Here is a 21,795-nt window from a genome sequence, read left to right on the forward strand (position 1 = left end):
TAAGCATTAGACATCAGTGCTTAGCAACTGACTAAAATAATGATGGAGAGATAGCGAACGTTGGCTATCATTAGTATCTTTACCCTCGTTATTTGACATGGTTTACATGCTCATTTGACGGGGGTTTTTCTTTTCTAGCTGTTGTTTTCTAAGCGTTATTTTTTACGCTTTGCTTTCTGCTACTACATTAGCGGCTTTATTTACTGTTATCTTAAAGGAATCTATTATGACCATACACATCGATATGCCAGCGTTACTGACTATAAATAAGAAGGCATTTACCCAGCACAGCCTCGTCAAAAAAAGCATGATAAGCACTGCTATTCCAACAATTTTAGCAGGCGCTTTATTGACGGTATCTACCGCACATGCTGCGCCTGAAATCGCCATCACTTCGTCTGCGGGTAGTAGCACTACCGTCGTTGAGCAGTATTCTGACGGTAAAACCGCGACCATTACAGCGACACCACACGGCATCACTATGCAAGACGGCATGCCTTATGCGGTGACTCAAGTAACCAATGTGCCACGCAATACGGTCGTCACCCAAGGCAGCACCACGGTTACGAGCGTACCTGTGACTAACCAAGTCACCAATCAAACAAGCAAAGTTGATGTCATAGCCGTGCCGACGACTAGCGTGACACAAGTATTGCCTGTGACGACGGCTACCCAATTGCCAGTCATCAATACGCCAACGACAACCGTAGTAACGAACCAACCTGCAACGACGCAAATAGTATCTACGTCTTTAGATGCTCTGCAACTGACCCCGACCTTTAGTACGCCTGACGTGGTGAATGCACAAACCAAAGTGATGAAAATATTAAAAAATAAAGATGGTCGCGAAGTGGCTGTCCCTGCGAACCATATCGCACCTGGCGACATCATCGAATACCACACCACTTATACCAATACCACGGCACAACCCGTCACTGACATCAATGCCATGGTGTCACTGCCAAATGGCGTGCAATTAGTATCATTGAATAGCCCACTACCAACGCTTGCGACAACAGGCGGCGACAGTTATCAGACTATCCAACAAGTTGGCAATACTGTAGTCATCACGGAAAATTACTCTGGACTCAAATGGAACTTGGTAGATCTTCCTGCTAACGCACCGCAAACGGTTGTTATACGTGCGAAGGTTCAGTAAAAATTAGATTTGAAAGTTTAGATTTGAAAGTATTGTTATTTAATAAATCTTAAAATTAATAAAAGGTCTTGCCGGCTAATTTCCTAGTCAGCAAGACCTTTTTGATGAGCGTACCTTATTCCTTAACAACCAACCTTTTGCTATAGTGCTATTAACTCAAAACAAATATCCGGTCATTATTTACATGTATAAATTTACTCCTCTCTATTCATTGGTTTTTATTATTTATAGCTGTATTTTTAGTTCTATATCTTGGGCTGAAGCTGCCGAACCAAAATTTGACGCTAGCTTTTATATGTCGAAAATTTGTACTGCATATATAACTAAGAACGATAATGAATTTTGCGATGATGGTTATATCCTTAAAAGCGAAACGTTAAATAATGGCGAAGTAATAGAAACCGTGCTTATGGATGGAATAGGTCATTACGGCTGGAACCATACTTCGCTCAAAAAAATCGATAAAGATACTTATCATGTCTATATCGGCTGTGGCAATCCGTGCGGTGCTAACATGCTATTTGGTCGTGGCGGCAAGGAGCAATACTTTGGCCGTTATTTCACCTTTGACCTAAACAGTCGGTGTAGCGTTGGATATAATAATGATAAACAATTATGGACGGCTAGCCGATTTTTTTCAGATAAAGAAATCGATTTTCCTTCGACCTATGACCCAGACGCTTTTGCAGCTTACCCCAAGTACAACGTCGAGTTTGATAAAAAAGGACGTCTCATTGTCAAAGAATACTTCTCAGAAGAAGTGGTTCAAACGTTGCCTAACCCCTGCTCTCATAATTAAAAAAATCTCATAAGTAGCACGACAACAGTTGTCGCATGAAATCAATATTTCTTCAATAATTACAGTGACTTACAAGTCAATTTGCTAAAATAATAGCCAATAAATGAATTGGTAATCTTATGGCCACCATCAATTATGAACGACTACAAGGCAAGCTCAATATTTTAGCGGATGCTGCTAAATATGATGTTTCTTGCTCATCCTCCGCTGGTACGCGCAAAAACCAAGGCGGTGGTCTGGGCGATGCTTCTGCAACTGGTATTTGTCACAGCTACACTGAAGATGGTCGCTGCGTCAGCTTGTTAAAAATCCTCTTAACCAATCATTGTATTTACGACTGCGCTTATTGCACCTCACGCAAAAGTAATGACACCCCACGCGCTGCTTTTAGCGTCGAGGAAGTCGTTGATTTAACCATACAGTTTTATCGTCGTAACTATATCGAAGGGCTGTTTCTGAGCTCAGGTATCTTTAAAAGTGGCGATTATACGATGGAGCGACTGGTTGAGGTCGCTAAGATATTGCGGACACGTGAACGCTTTAATGGCTATATCCATTTGAAGACCATTCCGGGTGCATCTAAAGAGCTGCTATTAGAAGCGGGATTGTATGCCGATCGTCTCAGTGTCAATATTGAGATTCCAACGATATCTGGCTTGGCTTTACTCGCCCCAGAGAAGTCGCATGATGAATTAAAAGCACCGATGGAAACGGTTAAAACTGAAATTATTACGATCAAAGAGAGCCGTAAAACGCATAAAAAAGCGCCGAAATTTGTACCAGCAGGTCAGACCAGTCAGATGATTGTTGGCGCGAGTAACGAGACTGACTTGCAAGTAATTCAGTTATCGAGTCATTTTTATAAACAGTACGATCTTAAGCGCGTTTACTACTCTGGCTATGTACCGATGTTGTCCGACAGCCGCTTGCCAGCGATTGGCACACCCGTGCCGATGACACGTGAAAACCGTCTGTACCAAGCCGATTGGCTAATGCGTTTTTATGGTTTTGGTGCGCATGAAATCGTTGAACCTGACTCGCCATTTTTAGACTTAGACTGCGACCCAAAGCTTGCTTGGGCAATCCGCCACCGTGAGCATTTTCCGGTTAATATTCAAACCGCCACTTATGAGATGATTGTGCGTATACCCGGTATCGGCACCAAAACGGCTAAAAAAATAGTGAAAGCACGCAAATTTAATCAACTGACACTTTATCATTTGAAGAAAATGGGCGCAGCGGTCAATCGTGCTAAGTACTTTATCGCGACGACGGGTAAGAACGAACATTTAGCGCATTTAACGCGTGATAACTTCCGGCAATATGTATTGGCACAGACGCAGACCAAGTATAAAGACCAGCGTAATGGGCAAATGGCGCTGTTTTGATAAGTGCGGTTTTAATTAGCATGGTTTTAATGAGTACGGTTTTAATTGGAGCTATTTTAAATAGGAATATAGATGTCACAACTGCTGCAAAGCCACGACTATACTGTCGGTCACTTAACACCCAGCATCGTGCTTTATGAGCCAAGTTTTGAGGGTTGGCTGAGTGCGGTATTTTATGTCTATGCCAATAAATTGCAAAACGATGATGCTCTACAGTTAATCGCTCAAGACTGCTATGTACCTTCATTAATCGCACAAGCGACTAGCGTTACTACTGATGAAGACAATGCCGAACGCGTACTCACCAAGCTGCATAAGTTATTAGGTCGTTCAGGTATGCGCAATATTCTCTGGGGATTTTTATCCGAAAAAGACAATATCGGTACGATTTTATTTCAGGTAGTCAAATATGCCATTGACTACCCTAATCGCTCTATCATGGAGGATTTGGGTAATCTTAATGTTTTAGAGCTGGTGCAAACGGTCAAGTCTGTTGGTCGTGAGAAGCATCGTATGGAAGCCTTTGTACGTTTTGAGCATACCACTGACGATATCTATTTTGCGCGAGTAGAGCCTGATTTTAATGTCTTGCCTTTGATTGGCGAGCATTTTCGTCAGCGCTACCAAGACCAACACTGGGCGATTTATGATTTATCCCGTGGCTATGGCATTTATTATGACAAGAGCCAAAGCACGCCATCACGACCTGCGACTTTGCAAACTATCACTGATTTAGATGATACCGTGCTGCGCAATCCTGCCAGTATTCATAGCGAGGATGAGCAGCGTTATCAAAAATTTTGGCAAGGTTACTTTACTAACGTCAACATCAAAGAGCGTAAAAACCTACGTTTGCATAAGCAATACTTGCCGCAGCGCTATTGGAAATACTTAAGCGAAAAGCAAGTACTGCTCAATGCTGAGCATTTACAGAAACGTCGCTAATGACTTTTATCCTTCGATTCAAGCCTTTATGCGTCTCTCTCTTAGAAACTCGACCATATAACCTTATCTTTTTATCTTGACGGTTGAGTTTTGGCGGCTTTTAACTGACAATAGCCACTTGATATCTTATTTGGTGACCGACGCTATTATGAAAGTTATGCGCTTATTGTCGTCTTTAAAGCATGATGAATCCGAGCGCGGTATTTTTCATCTTGGGCGCGCATTGGTCAAAAATGGCCATACCTCCATCATCGTCTCTAGCGCCGATGAAGATAATGATCTGGTCAAACGTCTAAAGCGTGATGGCAATAACTACCATCAGCTACACATGAATAAAAAGTCTTGGCTGTCGTTACTACAAGTCACGGCGCTGCGGCGTTTAATTGAAGAGTACGATCCTGACGTGATCCATGTGCACTCACGCACACCTGCATGGATACTGCATTTGGCATTGCGCCGCGCCCGTGTCAAGCGGATACCAAAGCTAGTGTCAACCATGTATGGTTTTTATCCGATCAATAAGTACTCTCAAGCCCTACTTGATGTCGATACCATCATTACCGTCTCCGATAGTGTGACCAATTATCTAAAAAAAGGCCTGCGCCGAGAAGATGCAGACCCTAAAGTCATCAAACGCATCTACCGTGGTATCGATACGCGCCGTTATCCTTATCGTCATAATCCGTCTGTTTATTGGTTGCGGCATACTTTTGCTGAATATCCTGAGCTTGAGCATAAAAAGTGGCTGGTATTTCCAACCATTATTGGCAACGAATATGGTCAGGAATGGCTGATTGATATTTTGGGCAACTTGCAAGAGCAGTTCCCTAACATCCATGTCATTATCATGGATGATGATTATAGAGATGGTGACGTCGCGCATGAAGATTTCCGCCAACGCACTAATACATTAGGGTTGGCTGATCGCATTACTTATGTAGGCAGCAAACGTAATGACATGCGTGAATGGCTCTCAGCCGCCAATATCGTCATGGCGCTTGCGAATGAGCCTGAATCAATCGGCATCAACGCCTTACAAGCGATTCATTTAGGTACACCCGTTATTGGTTGGGATCAGGCCGCATTTAGTGAGATTTTACAACCGCTATATCCTCAAGGGCTGGTCAAAAAATACAATGCCAATGCGCTATGTAAAGCCGTGAGAAATCAATTAGAAAGCATCACACGCCCTGAAATGACCAATAAATTCACCATGCGTGAGATGATTGAAGAAACCCTCGCTGTCTACCAAGGTTTATATGACGACTCACTCGCAGAGGAACAAGCTGCAAGCGATGCCGCTGCTGTCAAAAGAATTAACAAGACGCTAAAAAAATCCTCTAAGCCCACTAGTAAGAAGCCTGAGTCTGCTTATGTCGCGCTTGCACCAGCCGATAAACAAACTAAAGTAAAGCTTGTCAAAGAAAAGCCTAAAGCGATGAGTACCTCAAATTCGCCTACTGACTCAGACACGCTTCAAAATCATAAAGACCTGTAAGCCTATCACTTTGTTACTTAGGCTAATATCTAACAGCTTGCTGGGGCGTGTTTTCACAATGAATTATTTCATACAAAAAAACGCGGCTTCTATTTTTAGAAGCCGCGCGGGAAATCACTATGGTTATTTAAACATCAACTTAAATGGCTATTAAAATGCTCATCTAATAAGTCGTCGGGGTGTGCGCACTAACAATGCGAGTCACGCCATCAGTAGGGTTGATAAAAGTATGCGGGCGAATGGTATCAATCACGTAGCTATCACCTTGGTTTAATAGATACGTCGTCTCATCGATACGGATAAGAATCTTGCCTTCAATAACGGTGCCAATCTCTTCACCTTCGTGGGCGATTTTTTCTTCCGTTGAGCTGTTCGGTTGATACACCTCAATCAAAAAACCCAAATTCTTGGTGGTACTACAGTTATATACCTGTCTTAGCGACACTCTGCTACTCGGTTCGCTCAGCTCCAACAAATCCTTTGGCGTTACTACAACTCTCGCCTTTGGTTCCTTCCATTCATCACTAAAAAACGTGGTTAAATCAGAACCCAATACCGCCAAAATTGCCTTTAGCGTATTCACTGCTGGACTGACTTTATTGCGCTCAATGGAGCTGATAGAAGTATTGGTTAATCCTGACAATTTCGCAAGCTTACGTTGCGAGTAGCCTTTTGCGAGACGCAGCTGATTGATCTTTTTACCTATATCCTCTTCTGGCGACTCGTCATTTTCGGCTGACATCGCTGTCTCAGAGTCTGTCAGCTCATCTTCATCATCACCACTGATGTCGTCATCTGTATCGATATCAGCCGCTTTATCGCTGGCAACATCAGCGTCAATGCCGTTATTAATATCAATGTCAGTGCTGGCATTGTCTACATTGCCTTCAGTAGTGCTATTCAGTTTGGGGTTTGCTGGCATAGTGAATGAATTCCGTGAATAGAAATTTGGACAAGTCGTCTTGTGCATAATTTAACTCAGGATGCCATTGTACACCAATCATAAATGGATGTTGCAACAAGCTGATGGCTTCGACCAAACCATCAGGCGCTAGAGCCTCAACCAATAAACGCGCGCCTACTTTATGGATTGCTTGTTTATGTAGCGAGTTAACGTGCCATTTTTCACCAAAGGCGGCAAGCCTGCCATTTGCTTGAATAATCACGTCATGAACTGGCTGATACTGCACTTCAAGTGGCTGAGTATTGTCCTCTAAATGTGGCTCATAAAACCCCTCCACTTCCCGCCAATCAGGATGTAGCGTGCCACCAAAATGCACATTCATCTCTTGCAAACCTCGGCAAACCGCTAGTAATGGAATGCCAGTCTTGTCTGCATAATCCAACAGTTTAAAGCTCAGCTCATCACGACCCAAGTCTTGTTTCGCTTCGATATGCGTCGCGCCATAACGCGTTGGTGCCACGTTACTATAACTGCCCGTTAACAAAATCCCATCTGCGATATTCAGTAGCGCCTCAAAGTTTTCGCTATCGGCAGCAGTATTTGGCAGCAGTATGGGATTGCCACCATAAAAATTCACGGCATCGATATATTTTTGATACACCGCTTGTGCTGGCTGCCCATCAACCATCTTATGACAAGAAACAATAGCAATAATAGGTCTAGAATTTTTCATACCGTCTTCCCTAGTTATAACAAATAGACCTCATCGTCTATATTGCTCAATCCTTTATTTAGCTAAAATTTAACACAGCATCTCATAAAATGTAAACTATAAATCTCAATATTGCCGATATTAATAATAAAATTGGAAAAATGCATTAATTTAAGATAATTTTAAATAAAAATTGACAACTATATTTTTCACACATATATTGGAAGTCATCAGCGAGACATTAAACAAGGGTTGACGTTTATATCTCGATGTTAAGGGCTAAGAACAGCGAAATCTAAAGAATTCATATTATTAATAAAATCAGTTTTGAGAAACCTAAAGAGAAATACAAAGAGAAACATAGAGACTGTTTAAATAAGAGGTAATCAATCGCTGTTTTACCAAGCATTGGTTATAAAGATCACTAAAAGACGATGCGCCAGCAGTATCCGTATCGACAATAATCCCAGTAATTCTAAAAATTCATAGGAAGAATAGACATGACGACAACCAATGGAATGGTCGAATCTGCAAACAACACAGAATACGTTTATGTTGCGGCAGGTGATATTAATGGCTTACTTCGTGGTAAGCGCATCCCTTTCAATCAAATGGAAAAAGCTGAAAACGGTGCGATACGATTGCCTTTATCTATCTTAGGCGTTGATATTTGGGGTGCTGATGTCATCGAGTCTTCTCAATGTAATGGCGATATAGATGCCATTGCCCGTCCTACTGGTCGTGCCGCCTATCCACTTCTCAACACCAGTGCGCCTTCATCGCTATTGCCCGTTTGGCTTTATACAGAAAACAACGAACCTTATTACGGTGATGCCAGACACGTTTTGGATTACATTAGCAAAAAATTCAAAGCGCTTGGTTTGACTCCAGTGATGGCCACTGAGCTGGAATTTTATTTGGTTGACTACACTGAAGGCGAAACCCCAAGACCACCTATCCGCCCCAAAAGCGGGCTAAGACTGAATAAAACCTCAATTTTGAGCATCAATGATCTATTACAATTCGATGAATTTTTAGACGAAGTTTATGCACAGTGCAAAAAGCTCGATATCCCAGCAGATGCCGCGTTGGCAGAGAATGGCTGTGGTCAGTTTGAGATTAATTTATTACACGTAGACGATCCACTAAAAGCCGCTGACGATGCGATTTTGTTCAAACAGGTCGTCAAGGCCGTCGCTGCTCGCCGTAAACTCACCGCGACATTCATGGCAAAACCTTTTGGTCTGCAGTCGGGGAATGGTTTTCATGTGCATTGCAGCTTATTAGATAAAGACGGCAATAATGTCTTTGATGATGGATCAGATGAAGGCTCAGATATCTTGCGCCATGCAGTCGCCGGATTGTTAAAAACCATGTCAGATTGCACGTTGTTATTTGCCCCACATGTGAATTCTTATCGCCGCTTTACACCCGGTACGCTAGCACCAAACAATGTGTCATGGGGTTATGAAAACCGCACGGCGGCAGTACGTATCCCTGGTGGTGACTCAAAAGCACGCCGTATCGAGCACCGTGTCTCTGGCGCTGACGCCAATCCTTATTTGGTCTGTAGTGCGGTACTGGCAGGTATGCTGTATGGCATCGAAAACAAGCTGGAAGCGCCAGAACCCATTAATAGTATTACTTACGACGAAGCAGAACTTAAGACCTTGCCACTTGACTGGCTGTCCGCCATCCGCAAATTTGAAAGCAGTGATGTGATTGATTCGCTGTTCCCAAGCGAGATGATTGAGCTGTTGATCGCGGTTAAAAAGCAAGAAGCCAAACGCTTTGCTCAGCAAGTGACCAACCTTGAATACCTCACCTATTTACAGGATGTTTGATATGTCAAATAGCAACTCAAGTAGCAATTTAAATGGCAACACAGCAACGAACCAAAACCAGCCGTCTAATAACACGCGTAATATTCCGCATTATTCAGACAAAGGGCAATATCCTGATAGCTATTATGCGGCCAGTCGTAATCCTAAGCCTGATAGACCAACGCTAAAAAATGACATCCAAGTGGAAATCTGTGTGGTTGGCGGCGGCTATAGCGGTTTATCCACTGCCCTGCATCTCATTGAAACGGATCATGAAGTCGTTATCCTTGAAGGCGCGCAAATTGGTTGGGGCGCATCAGGGCGTAATGGTGGTCAAATTGTCAATGGTCTAAATGCCAGCCTACAAAAAATCAAAAAGTCTTATGGTCAAGAAAATGCAGACTTCGTCGGTCAGCTCGTGACCCGCGGTGGCAAAATCATTCGTCGTTTTGTTAGAGACTACGATATCAGCTGTGATCTCAAAGAAAAAAATATCTTTGCGGCATTGAATAATGGACAGCTAAAAGACTTGCAAGAAACGCATGCACTGTGGGAGAGCCATGGTATGCATGATAGAGAGATGCTCGATAAGCGCGGTATCCAAGAGCATATAAAATCAGATGCTTATGTGGGCGGGGTCATCGATCACTCTGGTGGACACTTTCATCCACTAAATCTTGCTCTAGGTGAAGCAGCGGCCATTGAGCAAGGCGGCGGCACCATTTACGAAAACACCTTAGTAGTTGATATTGAGTATGCTGACGATGCTATCAAAATCATTACCGAGTTTGGCACCGTGACTTGTAAGCAAGCGGTGCTATGCGGCAATGCCTATCTTAATAAAGTCATCCCTAAACTGACTGACCGTGTTATGCCTGTATCGACGCAAATTATCGCCACCGAGCCGCTGGGTGATTTAGCAGACCAGTTACTGCCAACCGATGTTTGTGTCGAAGATGTCCGCTACATTTTGGATTACTATCGCCTCTCAGCAGACAAGCGCATGTTATTTGGCGGTGGTACAGTCTACGGTGGTCAAGACCCCGCCGACATCACAGCTAAAATTAGACCAAATATGAATAAGATTTTTCCAGAGTTACGTGATGTCAAAATTGACTATGCGTGGAGTGGGAATTTTGCGTTGTCTTTTTCTCGTGTACCACAAATGGGCAAACTACATGAGCGAGTATATTTCGCCCATGGTTATAGTGGTCATGGCGTGACAGGCTCGCATCTATTTGGACAAATATTAGCCGATGCCATCAATGGTAAAACCAAAGAGTTCGATGCTTTTGCACAAATTCCTTGGATTCCATTCCCAGGTGGTCGAGCGCTGCGAGTCCCTTACTCTGTCATGGGCTCATGGTGGTATGCGCTAAAAGATACCACTGGCATGTAAACGCATAAAAACTTTGAATAATAAACATTGAATAAGGTGTTTTTATTTTAAAAGCGGTCGTTACAGTGACCTATCATAGCAACGGATTGTTGTGATAGGGCGCGATAGACAATTGATTCGCTACTGTCCTACTGTCTATCGTGCGTCAACCATAGAATAGAGCTTGTTTAAAAAAACAATGAGGTTTTACAGGGAGCGTAAATATGAACATGAAGCTCAATGATGCGGTCGAAGGACAGTATCATAATAAGCGAGTATTTCTCACCGTCATAGTAGCCGTCGTCATCTATCTGGCTTTTGCTTGGCTATCTACCAGCCGTGCCCCAGACCAATCTTGGGGCGCCTTATCTTTACTACCAACATTACTAGTATTAGTAACTGCCATTGTCTCTAGGCGACCATTCGAATCCATGATCGCAGGCTGTGTCGCTGGCCTCGTGATGCTCAATCCTTTTGATTTGGTCTCCCCTTTTGCAGACAACATGTCGATGGTGCTGGGTAATGAGACCATTATTTGGATTGTTCTCGTCTGCGGTCTGATGGGCGGTCTCATTCAACTGCTTGAGATTAGTGGGTGTCTAGATGGCTTTAGTGAATGGCTACAAAAAATCATTAAGTCGCGCCGTCAGTCATTGTTGGCCACCTTTGCTTTGGGCGTGGTGGTTTTCATTGATGATTATTTAAACTGTCTAGCCGTATCAACCTCCGTCAAAAAACTCACTGACGTCTATAACGTCTCTCGTGAAAAGCTCGCTTATATCGTCGATTCAACTGCCGCACCGATGTGTATTATCGTGCCTATTTCTACTTGGGCGGTCTACTTTGCCGGTCTTTTAGAAGAAAACGGCGTGGCTGGCGATGGTGAAGGTATTGGGCTTTATATCAGCGCGATTCCTTATATGGCATATGCTTGGTTTGCACTTTTGATTGTATTCTTGGTCGCGTATGGCATTTTAGGTGACTGGGGTCCGATGAAAAAAGCCGAGGCACGCGCCAAAGCGGGTAATCCTGTTCCTGAAGCCTTTGTCGAAGAGCAACTGGTCTCAAACGTCCAAGCCAAACGCAAGCTGTCGTTCAAAGCCAATATCGCAAACTTCGCTTTCCCAATGATTTTGTTAATTGTCTCGACGGTCTACTTCGAAATCGATCTATTACGCGGTGCATTATTGACCTGTTTTGTGACCGTCGTTGTCTATTGGATGCAAGGCATTTTAAGTTTTGAGACGCAAGTTGAAGCCATCTTTAAAGGCTTTAAAGTCATGCTTTATCCGCTCTCAACTGTCATCGGCGGTTTTTTCTTAAAAGCCATCAATGATGAGCTTGGCATGACCTCATATGTGATTGAAGCTATCACGCCTTATATGACGATTATTATTTTCCCTGCCGTCATCTTTGCCGTCATGGCTTTTTTAACTTTTGCCACATCATCAAGCTGGGGACTGTATGTCCTTGCCATGCCGATTGTCTTTCCAATCTCTATTGCACTAGGCGTTAGCACTCCCCTTATGATTGGCGCATTGTTATCAGCATCATCATTTGGTAGTCATGCTTGCTTCTTTAGTGATTCATCGCTACTTGCCGCGCAAGGTGCTGGCTGCTCCCCCATGCAGCATGCCTTTACCCAGTTCCCCTATGCCATGCTCGGCGCGGTTTTATCCGTCGTCACCTTCTTAGGATTGGGTTATATGATGGCTTAAGCCAACCTTAGCGCTATTATTGTAATCATTGACTAACGGGCAATGAGAGATGGTTCGTTAATCAATAAAAACAGCCCTTTTATGTGGTAGTCACTAATAAATACGATAAGGATTTAGATCATGCGCAATGTTACCGTTGCTACGACTCAAATGGCATGTGGTTGGGATATACAACAAAATATTGCCACTGCGACTGACTTGGTCACCAAAGCCGCCAAAGCGGGTGCCAATATCATTTTGCTACAAGAGTTGTTTGAGACGCCTTACTTCTGCCAAGTTCATGACTTTGATTACTTTACCCTTGCGACCGCAGTTGCAGATAATGCGGCCATCAATCACTTCAAACAGTTGGCTAAAGAGCTGCAAGTGGTATTACCGATTAGCTTTTATGAAAAATCAGGCAATACCTTTTTTAATAGCGTGACCGTGATTGATGCCGATGGCGAGATACTTGGCACTTATCGTAAAACGCACATACCAGATGGCATTCCTTATGCCGAAAAATTCTACTTTACCCCCGGCGATACTGGATTCAAGGTTTGGCAAACCAAGTATGCCAAAATCGGTGTCGGTATTTGCTGGGATCAATGGTTCCCTGAGTGTGCTCGTAGCATGGCATTAATGGGTGCAGAAATACTGTTTTATCCCACTGCGATTGGTGATGAGCCAACATTGGACATCGACTCAAAAGGTCATTGGCAACGCTGTATGCAAGGTCATGCTGCCGCTAATCTCATGCCAGTCGTAGCAGCCAATCGTATTGGCACTGAAACCATCAGCCAAAATGGCAACGACAGCACCATGCAATTCTATGGTGGCTCGTTTATCACGGATGGCCGCGGTGAGATCATCCAAGAAGCATCTAAAGATAAAGAACAGATACTTAGTACGACTTTTGACTTAGATCAACTGGCTATCGAACGTCAGCAATGGGGCGTTTTCCGTGATCGTCGTCCATCGATGTATGGCACGTTGCTGACTCATGGATAAAGTTTGTTAACAAGCAAGATCACTCGCGCTATCGTCAAATAAGGTGCTCTATATGTCATTATTACCGAACCAATCAATCACTGGCTCAACACCACAGCAAGACGGCTTTTACATGCCAGCAGAATTTGAGCCTATACAAAAAATATGGATGGTATGGCCATACCGTGCTGATAACTGGCGACAGCAAGCCATTCCTGCTCAGAAAGCTTATGCTGATGTCGCATTAGCAATCAACAGATTTTGTGAGGTTGGCGTACTGGTCAATCCTGATAATTATCAATCATGCCGCGATAGTCTACCTGCTAATATCGAAGTCATATCCATGCCCAGCAACGATGCGTGGGCGCGTGATACTGTGCCGACATTTTTAATCAATGATAAAGGTGAGCTACGCGCTTGTGATTGGACATTCAATGCATGGGGCGGCGACTATGACGGGCTATACTCGCCGTGGGATGACGATGATAAGCTGGCTGAACGCTTGTGTGACCATCTAGATATCAAACGCTATCGAACGGATGACTTTGTGATTGAAGGCGGTGCATTTCATGTCGATGGTGAAGGCACGGTTCTGACCACACGTATGTGTTTGCTCAGTCCTGGACGTAACCCGCACCTAACCGAAGATCAAATTGAAGACACGTTAAAAGCCTATCTCAATGTACAAAAAGTACTGTGGATTGATGACGGTATCGATCCTGACGAAACCACTGGTCATATTGATGATATTGCCTGCTTTGCGCGCCCTGGTGAAGTGGTTTGCTTGTTTACTGACGACCCTAAGCATCCATTTTATGAAGCAACGCAAAAAGCCTATGAGCAGCTCTCAAATATGACCGATGCCAAAGGTCGCCGCCTAAAAGTCCATAAGCTTTGCTGTACCAAGCAACCTGTTACTTTACCTGAGAACTATGATATTGAACAATCTGACGATGCCAAGACGCGTCATACTGGCGATGTTTGTATCGCCTCGTATGCCAATTTTTTAATTTGTAATGAGGCTATCATCGTACCGCAATATGATGATGAAAATGATTCATTAGCCATCGAGCAGCTTGAAAAAGTATTTCCTCAGCATCAGGTAGTGGGAGTACGCACAAAGGAGATTGTCTTTGGCGGTGGTAATATTCACTGTATTACTCAGCAGCAGCCAAAATCATCAATTAAAAGCATTAACTAAAATCATCAATTAAAAACACACGCATAAAAATATAGACCCAAATGGATTTTGAACCCAATAATATTTTAAAAAAGGACATAGCTATGAGCGATTATCAAGTTAATAACCCAGCCACTGGCGAAGTAGAAGCCACCTACCCTACGGCAACTAAGCAGGACATCCAGAACGCTATTGCACAAGCCGATACCGCTTATCAAGACTGGCGTCAGGTTTCATTGGATGAGCGCAGTACCATACTTCATAAAATTGCCGATATTTATCTTGAACGTCAAGACGAGCTGGCTCGTATCGTTGCCAATGAGATGGGCAAGCCCGTTGCACAAGCAAAAGGTGAAATCGGTCTAGTTGCCGATATCTATCGCTATTATGCAGACAACGCTGAGCAGCTACTAGCACCTAGTACCATTGATGTTGATTCAGGATCAGCTTCGGTAGAAAAACGTCCTGTGGGCGCTTTATTAGGTATCATGCCGTGGAACTACCCACACTATCAAGTGGCACGTTTTGTCGCGCCAAACTTTATGGCAGGCAATACCGTTATTCTAAAGCATGCACCGCAATGTCCTAAGACTGCAGAAGCCATCGCTGATATCCTAAAAGATGCTGGCTTACCAGAGGGTGTCTATAACAATGTGTTTGCCACCAATGAGCAAGCAGCGACTATCATCGAAGACAGCCGCGTACAAGGCGTTTCGCTAACAGGCTCTGAGCGAGCTGGGCAAGCGGTTGCTAAAATAGCAGGCGGCGCGCTGAAAAAAGTCGTGCTAGAGCTTGGCGGTTCAGACGCCTTTATCGTTGCAGCTGATGCGGATATCGAACAAGCTATAAAAGGGGCTATTTCTGGTCGTTTTGGCAATACAGGACAAGCCTGTAATGCTGCCAAACGCCTTATCGTCGTCGAATCTGTGTATGATAAATTCGTTGAAGGGTTTACTAATGCCGTAAGCAATATGACACTTGCTGATCCGCTTGATGAAGGCACTTTCATTGGTCCAATGTCTTCAAAGGCAGCCGCAGTTAACTTGCAAGAACAGCTCGATAGCGCCATTCAAGCAGGCGCAACCGTATTGGTCGAAGGCGGCATGGTCAAAGACAAGCCGGGTGCGTGGTTTAAGCCTGCGGTACTAACAGACGTCGATGAGTCCATGGCTGTCTATCGTGAGGAGCTATTTGGTCCTGTGGCAGTCGTCTACAAAGCTTGTGATATCGATCATGCCATCAAGATAGCTAATGATGTGCCTTTCGGACTTGGCGCTTCTATCCAAACGCAAGATGCTGCGCTAGCCGCTGAGATTGCTGACAAATTAGAAGTCGGTATGGTCACTATCAATGCGCCTTCTGGTAGCGAAGCCAATACCCCGTTTGGCGGCGTTAAACGCTCAGGATTTGGTCGCGAGCTTGGCACCCTTGGTATCACTGAGTTTTTAAACTATAAACTGATTCGTGATAAGTCGTAATCGACAACTTAATTTCAGGACGGGACATTTAGATAAAAAAAGCCTAACATTGGCTGTTAGGCTTTTTTTTAAAGTTGAGGTTATTAAAAAATAACCCATCGAAAAAACTATTGCTTAGGTGGATTGTCTTTTAACCATAATTGATTGACGATTTTTAATTCACGTAACTCTTCTGCCATAATTGACTCGCTAATACCCGGATACTTCACCCTTGCATAGCCATATAACGCAATGCCTAAGACCGTCCAACCAAAGAAAATCCACCACTCGATAGGGGTTAGTGCGGATGGCATACCTGGCATATACAGCATGAGTATTCCAAAACTTAGCGCAATCGTGATCATGCCAACGAGCTTACCTGCTGGTATTCTAAATGGACGTACCATATCAGGCTCGCGGTAGCGGAGTACTAAGAATGAGATAGCGACACAGGTATAAGCAATAACGATACCAAAGCCACCAGCATCTACGATCCACACCAGCATTTTACGACCAAACAAGGGTGCTAGTGTCGCCAAACCACCAATCAATAAAATGGCATTCGACGGCGTCTTATACTTTGGATGTAGCTTGCTTAAAAATGCGGGCAACATACGTGCTTTTGACATGGCATAAAGTAGGCGGCTACCACCAATCAAGAATGCATTCCAACTTGATAAAATACCAAGTACCCCGCCAATGACTAATAAAATACCTGCCCACTTGCCATGCCAAGCATTGGTCATCGCATCAGCAGTGGCGAGCGTTGAGTTTTCGGCTTGTAAGAGTGGCAAGGTCGTGCCAACACTCCAAGCGATACCCACATACCACATTACCGCAACGACAATCGATAAAATCAAAAATTTACCAATATTAGGACGAGTTAGATCAATTTCTTCTGCCGCTTGCGGAATAACGTCAAAGCCGACAAACATAAACGGCACCATGACAATAACGGCCATCATACCGCCAATACCACCGATGAATGCAGGTGCTTGTACTGAGTTTGAGCCTTCAGGATTAAACATGACTGCGCCAATGAACAGCAGCGTACCCACAAATAAGATGCCCAATACGGCCGTCTTTTGGAACCACGCACTGACTTCCATACCGCGAATATTTAGCCAAGTGACGATGACTGAACCCAGCATCCCGACACCAACCCAAGTGGCATAAACATCCCAACCAGCGATGGTCCAGAGATACCCTTGATTGTAATTGGGGATGAAATACTCTACGACTGTCGGCAAGGCAACCGCCTCAAACGCGACCACCGAAAAATACCCAAATAGAATACTCCATGAGCAGATAAAGGAGACATTTACCCCCAGCGCTCTATGCGTATAGGTATGCTCACCGCCCGTAATCGGCATCGATGCGGCAAGCTCGGCATAAGTCACACCAATCAGTATCACTGCCAAACCGCCTATCAAGAACGCCAGCATTGCGCCCCACGTCCCCGCAGATAAAATCCAACCACCAGCCAAGACTACCCAGCCCCAACCAACCATAGCACCGAATGCTAAGGCGATAATATCTAGCGTCCCTAACGATTTTTTTAATTCAGACATAACCTGCTCCTTGTCTGTGTGTCATCCGTGTTAACCCTTGACGGTCACACTATCTTTTGTTTAGTGGGATAGTACCCATCATAATTATCATATATACCTTTTGATCGAAGCTGTTCGGCACTACTTGTTTCATATTCAAATAGTACAAACAGCAACGGCGTCTTGACTTGCAAGGCGCCGTTGTAAAAAATGTACTCAAAGCGAGTGCCATATGGGCAATCTTGCGGTGCTATTAAAGATAGCCTTCTAACCAAGATCGAGGCTTGATTAAAAGTGATGTATTTCACTATAAATAAATACTGAATACTTATTAAGCGGTTAGGATACCTTTGATAATATCTAGACCTTCTTGGAGCACTTCATCTTCAACCGTCAATGGCACCATCACGCGAATGGCGTTGCCATACATACCGCAAGACGCTAATAATAAACCTTGCTCAAACGCTTTGGCTTTTAGGTTAGTCGTCGCTTCCACATCAGGCTTGCCTTCGCTATCGATTAACTCAAACGCGAGCATGGCGCCTTTATGGCGAATATGACCGATACTGCTTAAGTTTAAGCCCTTCAAGAAGGCTTCGATTTTGTCGCCAATCTCAATACTGCGCTCAAGTAGGTTTTCTTCTTCGATGACTTCCATGACAGCGAGTGCAGCCACACAAGCCAGTGGGTTACCAGAGTATGTACCGCCTAAACCGCCGACTTGCGGCGCATCCATGATATCAGCGCGACCGATAACCGCAGAGATAGGATAACCACCCGCCAAGCTCTTGGCACTGGTCATTAAGTCAGGCTCAACACCCAACTGCTCGGTGGCAAACAACGTACCCGTACGGGCAAAACCACATTGCACTTCATCAAAAATCAAGACAATGCCATGTTCGTCGCAGATATCGCGTAGAGATTTGGCAAATGATGGGGTGACTTGATGAAAACCACCCTCGCCTTGTACTGGCTCGATAATCATCGCCGCCACTTCGCTAGGATCGATATCCGCTTGAAAAATCATCTCAAGGCTATGCAGCGCTTGTGCTTCTGTGACATTCAACTCTTCAGCTGGGAATAGCGCATGGAATACAGGGCCTGGCATTGGACCAAAGTTCTTTTTGTACGGCAGCACTTTACCCGTCAAACTCATGCACATTAAAGTACGACCATGCCAACCACCAACGAAAGAGATGATGCCTGGGCGACCAGTTTTCGCACGAGCAATCTTGATACAGTTTTCGACCGCTTCTGCACCAGTCGTTAAAAAGAAGGCTTTTTTCTCACCGCTGATAGGGGCTTTTTCACATAATTTTTCAGCAAGATCCACATAGCATTCGTAGTTGATCATTTGCGCCGCAGTATGGGTAAACTTGTCGAGTTGCTCATGCACGCGCTGGGTGATTTTTGGATGGCTGTGTCCCGTATTCAGTACTGAGATACCACCAACGAAGTCAATATAACGATTGCCTTCAACGTCCCAAACTTCTGAGTTTTTAGCTTTTTCTGCAAAGATGGGATAAGCAACGCCAAGTCCTGTTGGTAACACAGCTTTACGGCGCTCAAGTAGTGATTTATTGGTAGTCGTCATGGGAATGTCCTTTTCTTTATTTTTAACATAAGTGCCAATGATTGAATGGCGGTTTTGAGGAATGGTTTATCTAATAGTTAACAGTTGTTAGCTATAGAGGGGATTCATGGTGCTGAATCCCGTTCGATACGGTGTGACAATTAAAACCTTAAAAGAGAGCGCATGTCGCTAAACGATTAGCTGACGTCAGAGCACCAGTATTTAGTCACGACATATTCTTCGATGCCGTATTTTGAGCCTTCGCGGCCAAAGCCAGACTGCTTGACACCGCCAAATGGGGCGACCTCGGTAGAAATCAGACCAGTATTATGACCAATAATGCCGTATTCAAGACCTTCAGTGACGCGCCATGAACGTGCATAATTGCCACTGTAGAAATAGGCAGCTAAGCCATAAATCGTGTCGTTGGCTTGACGAATGACGTCTGCTTCATCTTTAAAGGTAAAGATAGTCGCAATAGGGCCAAAGATTTCTTCGTGCGCGATATCCATCTCAGCACTGATATCGGTAATGACCGTTGGATTGTAAGTAAGCTCTGAGGCGTCATTGGTGCTGCCGCCAGCGATAAGCGTCGCGCCTTTGTCTAAAGCATCTTTAAGTAGCGCTTGCACTTTTTCTAGCGCCTTTTGATTAATCAAAGGACCAATATCCACGCCTTCATCCATACCGTTACCGACATTTAGCTCAGCGACTTTTTTCACAAACACATCTAAGAATTCATCTTTAATGCTGTCTTGCACATAGACACGGTTGGCACAAACACAAGTTTGACCAGCGTTACGATATTTAGAGGCGATTAAGCCTTCAGCTGCTTTTTCCAGATCAGCGTCATCAAAGACGATAAATGGCGCATTACCGCCCAGCTCTAATGACAGTTTTTTGATGGTTGTCGCACATTGAGCCATTAAGGTACGACCGACTTCGGTAGAGCCTGTGAATGAAAGCTTATGAATACGTGCATCGCCCGTTAGGATATCGCCGATGGTTGAGGATTTGCCCGTCACTACTTGGATAACGCCTGCTGGAATACCTGCTTGTTCAGCCAATGCAGCGAGTGCTAATGCAGAAAATGGCGTTTCAGTCGCAGGTTTGATAATCATCGTACAGCCTGCTGCGAGTGCAGGGGCTGCTTTGCGGGTAATCATCGCTGCTGGAAAATTCCAAGGCGTGATAGCCGCGCAAACACCCACAGGCTGTTTTAGGATGACATGGCGCAGCTGTGCTTGATTGGCAGGAATAACATCGCCGTAAACACGCTTGCCTTCTTCAGCAAACCAGCGAATAAAACTATTGGCATAGCCAACTTCCCCGCGTGACTCGGTTAAAGGTTTGCCTTGCTCGGCGGTCATAATGATGGCCAAATCTTCTTTGTTGGCATCGATAAGGTCGGCCCACTTTTGTAGTAGCTCAGCGCGCTCTTTTGGGGTTTTGGCCGCCCACGTGATTTGCGCCTCATGAGAAGCCGCAACCGCATCATTGACATCGTCGGTCGTCAGGCTGGGCACGCTACCGATAATCTCGCCATTAAAAGGATTGCTGACGTCAATGGTCGCGTCATCACTAGCACCGTGCCAGCCATCTTTGATGTAGCACTGCTGTTTGAGTAGGTCTGAGTTTGATAGCGTTAGCGTATGTGGCAGTTGTGACATGTTGACACTCCTTGTCAATGTTATTTTGCAGATAGGGTTTGCAGATTTATAGCGATAAAAAACCCAACAATAAATAAAAGGTTATGACTCAAATAATTATTGATAACTTGTTATTTGTTCAATATACTGAACATCTATTCTATATATGAGACATCATTATAAGAATGATAGCCAGCCATTTGCAACCCCTATTCTCATTTTAATGATGATTTATCGCGTTATTTTTATATTTTCCCAATTCTACTGACTTTTATAGGTTCCTTATGAGCTCAACTGCCGTTCCTGCCTTGGACAAAACCTTTCAGATTTTAGATTTAATTACTGACAGTGCACAGCCTTTAACGGCAGCTCATATTGCTAAAGAGCTCAATCTACCACGTAGCTCAACCCACAATATTTTGCAAAGTCTTTTGACCAAGCATGTCATCTATAAAGACAGCGATAGCCGCTTTCATTTAGGCTCTTATTTGATGTATTGGGCGGGTAAGTATGAACAGCAGCAAGGCGTCATCCAGTTATTTAAAGACCTCATTGTCCAGTATCCGATTCTTCTTCAACATACAGTTACTTTATCTAAGCTTGATTTAGGTGAAGTGGTATTTTTAGCCTGTCATGAAGCTCCTGCCCCGCTTGGCTTTACCTTTCGCGCTGGTGTTCGCGTACCAGCAGTATTCTCTGCTACCGGCAAAGCCATGCTCTCAACCTTCTCTATGGACAGTATAAAATCTATCTACGCTACCGGTTTCCCCGCACCTATTACCCAACACGGTGTTGATAACTTTAGCGATTTGTCCACCGAGTTGACCGCCATTCAAAACAGTCGCATCTCACTCGATGATGGGCAACTGCGCGAAGGGATGTATTGTTTGGGTACTTATATTCGCAATGCGTCAGGCAATGCCGTTGCGGGTATGGCAGTTAGCTTTTTGCAAGGCGAATATGAGTCCAAGCGTGCTGAGGTCAGTGCTGTTCTGATTGAATTAGCGCAGCAAATTGAGCAGCGTTTGGGTTTTATCGATAATAAATAAAGTTAAAACGCTGCTAGTTTCTTGCTTACTTCAAACTCTTTCAG

The 21,795-nt window shown here is 44.2% G+C and carries 17 protein-coding genes; 12 read left to right on the top strand and 5 right to left on the bottom strand.

All coding sequences use genetic code 11. The annotated features are described in order from the left end of the window. Window positions 1-226: 226 nt before the first annotated feature. The 5 genes from INT03_RS10815 (at window position 227) to INT03_RS10835 (ending at window position 5,789) form a co-directional block, all read left to right on the top strand. Entirely contained in the window at window positions 227-1,159 is a 933-nt protein-coding gene (locus INT03_RS10815) for a hypothetical protein (protein WP_226950265.1), read from the top strand. A gap of 184 nt (window positions 1,160-1,343) precedes the next feature. After that, window positions 1,344-1,958: a hypothetical protein gene (locus INT03_RS10820; protein ID WP_193008951.1), complete on the top strand. Its 615-nt coding sequence runs from the start codon at window positions 1,344-1,346 to the stop codon at window positions 1,956-1,958. A gap of 119 nt (window positions 1,959-2,077) precedes the next feature. Further along, entirely contained in the window at window positions 2,078-3,346 is a 1,269-nt protein-coding gene (locus INT03_RS10825; RefSeq protein ID WP_193008952.1) for a putative DNA modification/repair radical SAM protein, read from the top strand. 72 nt (window positions 3,347-3,418) lie between these two features. Further along, window positions 3,419-4,291: a TIGR03915 family putative DNA repair protein gene (locus INT03_RS10830; RefSeq protein WP_193008953.1), complete on the top strand. Its 873-nt coding sequence runs from the start codon at window positions 3,419-3,421 to the stop codon at window positions 4,289-4,291. A 148-nt stretch (window positions 4,292-4,439) separates the two neighbouring features. Next, window positions 4,440-5,789, top strand: coding sequence for a glycosyltransferase (locus INT03_RS10835; protein WP_226951683.1), 1,350 nt, complete (start codon window positions 4,440-4,442; stop codon window positions 5,787-5,789). A gap of 163 nt (window positions 5,790-5,952) precedes the next feature. On the opposite strand, the gene INT03_RS10840 is transcribed toward INT03_RS10835, so the two are convergent. Together INT03_RS10840 and INT03_RS10845 are read right to left on the bottom strand one after the other, a co-directional pair. Further along, entirely contained in the window at window positions 5,953-6,711 is a 759-nt protein-coding gene (locus INT03_RS10840; RefSeq protein ID WP_060491410.1) for a cupin domain-containing protein, read from the bottom strand. Next, window positions 6,686-7,426 (bottom strand): gamma-glutamyl-gamma-aminobutyrate hydrolase family protein, encoded by a 741-nt coding sequence (locus INT03_RS10845; protein WP_193008954.1) that lies wholly within the window; start codon window positions 7,424-7,426, stop codon window positions 6,686-6,688. Before INT03_RS10845 ends, INT03_RS10840 begins: the two co-directional genes overlap by 26 nt. A gap of 479 nt (window positions 7,427-7,905) precedes the next feature. On the opposite strand from INT03_RS10845, the gene INT03_RS10850 reads away from it, so the two are divergent. From INT03_RS10850 to INT03_RS10875, 6 genes are all read left to right on the top strand, one after another. After that, entirely contained in the window at window positions 7,906-9,249 is a 1,344-nt protein-coding gene (locus tag INT03_RS10850) for a glutamine synthetase family protein (protein ID WP_055123919.1), read from the top strand. A gap of 1 nt (window position 9,250) precedes the next feature. Next, complete coding sequence (locus INT03_RS10855) at window positions 9,251-10,627, top strand: NAD(P)/FAD-dependent oxidoreductase (RefSeq protein ID WP_226951684.1); 1,377 nt, start codon at window positions 9,251-9,253, stop codon at window positions 10,625-10,627. Window positions 10,628-10,830: 203 nt separating this feature from the next. Next, a complete protein-coding gene (locus INT03_RS10860; protein ID WP_193008955.1) occupies window positions 10,831-12,324 on the top strand; it encodes a Na+/H+ antiporter NhaC family protein in 1,494 nt (497 codons plus the stop codon). Window positions 12,325-12,441: 117 nt separating this feature from the next. Beyond that, window positions 12,442-13,314, top strand: coding sequence for an N-carbamoylputrescine amidase (gene aguB, locus INT03_RS10865; protein ID WP_201555097.1), 873 nt, complete (start codon window positions 12,442-12,444; stop codon window positions 13,312-13,314). Between the two features lie 52 nt (window positions 13,315-13,366). Beyond that, the gene (gene aguA / locus INT03_RS10870; RefSeq protein ID WP_193008957.1) at window positions 13,367-14,494 is read left to right on the top strand and encodes an agmatine deiminase; all 1,128 of its coding nucleotides are present in this window, start codon (window positions 13,367-13,369) and stop codon (window positions 14,492-14,494) included. 83 nt (window positions 14,495-14,577) lie between these two features. After that, window positions 14,578-15,951 (top strand): NAD-dependent succinate-semialdehyde dehydrogenase, encoded by a 1,374-nt coding sequence (locus INT03_RS10875; protein WP_193008958.1) that lies wholly within the window; start codon window positions 14,578-14,580, stop codon window positions 15,949-15,951. A 107-nt stretch (window positions 15,952-16,058) separates the two neighbouring features. Here INT03_RS10875 and INT03_RS10880 read toward each other — a convergent pair whose 3' ends face one another. The 3 genes from INT03_RS10880 to INT03_RS10890 all read right to left on the bottom strand — a co-directional run bounded on the left by INT03_RS10880 (window position 16,059) and on the right by INT03_RS10890 (window position 20,723). Next, the gene (locus tag INT03_RS10880) at window positions 16,059-17,501 is read right to left on the bottom strand and encodes an APC family permease (RefSeq protein WP_060491417.1); all 1,443 of its coding nucleotides are present in this window, start codon (window positions 17,499-17,501) and stop codon (window positions 16,059-16,061) included. Window positions 17,502-17,811: 310 nt separating this feature from the next. Further along, window positions 17,812-19,074 carry a 4-aminobutyrate--2-oxoglutarate transaminase gene (gene gabT / locus INT03_RS10885; RefSeq protein WP_193008959.1) on the bottom strand — a complete coding sequence of 421 codons (1,263 nt, stop codon included), beginning with the start codon at window positions 19,072-19,074 and terminating at the stop codon, window positions 17,812-17,814. 176 nt (window positions 19,075-19,250) lie between these two features. Next, window positions 19,251-20,723, bottom strand: a complete 1,473-nt coding sequence (locus INT03_RS10890) for an NAD-dependent succinate-semialdehyde dehydrogenase (RefSeq protein ID WP_193008960.1) — start codon at window positions 20,721-20,723, stop codon at window positions 19,251-19,253. Window positions 20,724-20,986: 263 nt separating this feature from the next. On the opposite strand from INT03_RS10890, the gene INT03_RS10895 reads away from it, so the two are divergent. Further along, window positions 20,987-21,751: an IclR family transcriptional regulator gene (locus INT03_RS10895; protein WP_193008961.1), complete on the top strand. Its 765-nt coding sequence runs from the start codon at window positions 20,987-20,989 to the stop codon at window positions 21,749-21,751. Window positions 21,752-21,795: the final 44 nt, after the last annotated feature.

This window comes from Psychrobacter sp. PG1 (genome assembly GCF_014897815.1).
GTDB lineage: Bacteria > Pseudomonadota > Gammaproteobacteria > Pseudomonadales > Moraxellaceae > Psychrobacter.